Source organism: Chromohalobacter sp. HP20-39, assembly GCF_033052815.1.
In the GTDB taxonomy this organism is placed as follows: domain Bacteria; phylum Pseudomonadota; class Gammaproteobacteria; order Pseudomonadales; family Halomonadaceae; genus Chromohalobacter.
In genome coordinates, this window is the sequence record NZ_JAWHTP010000867.1 from 1 (window position 1) to 257 (window position 257).

Below are 257 nucleotides of genomic sequence, written 5' to 3' on the forward strand. Positions count from 1 at the left end.
GCGGGAGCAACGCGGGCTCGGATCCGGTCTCAGGCGCCCTTGGCGGTTTCCGGCGTGCCGGAGCGCATCAGCGTCACGAAACGCTCGAACAGGTAGTGGCTGTCGCGCGGGCCCGGGGAGGCCTCCGGGTGGTGCTGCACCGAGAAGGCCGGGCGGTCGGTGAGCGTCAGGCCGCAATTCGAGCCGTCGAACAGCGACACATGCGTCTCGACGGCTGTCTCCGGCAGGCTGTTCGGATCCACCGCGAAGCCGTGGTT

At 69.6% G+C, this 257-nt stretch carries 1 protein-coding gene; it reads right to left on the reverse strand.

What is annotated here, in order from left to right; genetic code table 11:
- Positions 1-29: 29 nt before the first annotated feature.
- The coding region (locus RVY79_RS20435) for a glutamine amidotransferase-related protein (protein WP_411161771.1) at positions 30-257 on the reverse strand (228 nt) is incomplete at its 5' end.